Annotated in this window: 1 pseudogene; it reads left to right on the top strand. The window is 76.8% G+C overall.

Annotated features, from left to right (window positions below):
- Positions 1 to 336: 336 nt before the first annotated feature.
- Positions 337 to 604: pseudogene (locus E1265_RS36650) on the top strand (glycosyl hydrolase family 6); the annotation flags it as partial.

The following is a 604-nucleotide window of genomic DNA, read 5'->3' as shown; positions in this document are numbered from 1 at the left end:
CCCCCACCACCATCCGGATGCCCAGCGCGTACCGGTCGGCCGAGTGTCAGGCCGGCGCGGCCGCCCCGGCCGGGCCCACGCGTGCCCCGAAGCGCCGCGAGGCCCGGGGAGACGTTCCCGTTAGCGACCGTGGCGTCCGCGCCGGCCGGCCGACGGCCGCGGCCCGGCGTGCGCGCGCCCACCGCCCGCGTCGCCCTGCCCGGTTCCGACGCGGCGAACCGGATCGACAGGCGACCACGACGTCAGGACGTTCCGTCGCTCGGCGGACTCCCCCCCGCCTCCGACGGCATCGACGCACCGCGAGACAACCAGCAACCAACCGGAGGAAGACCAGCGATGAGCCGCACCAACCACCCCCCACACCGGCGACGCGCGCGCCGCGCGGCGTTCGCGACCGGCGCCCTGGCCGGCGCCTTCGCCATCACGCTCAGCACGCTCGGCATGGCCTCGGCGAACGACGACCCCGGGGTTCTGGCGCGCGTGGACAACCCGTACGTCGGCGCCGACGTGTACGTGAACCCGGAGTGGTCGGCCCGCGCGGCCGCCGAGCCGGGCGGTTCCGCGATCGCCGACGAGCCGACCGGCGTCTGGATGGACCGGATCG

It is taken from the genome of Streptomyces sp. 8K308, assembly GCF_004348315.1.
Taxonomy (GTDB): domain Bacteria; phylum Actinomycetota; class Actinomycetes; order Streptomycetales; family Streptomycetaceae; genus Streptomyces.
This window is presented reverse-complemented; position numbering and strand designations above follow the sequence as displayed.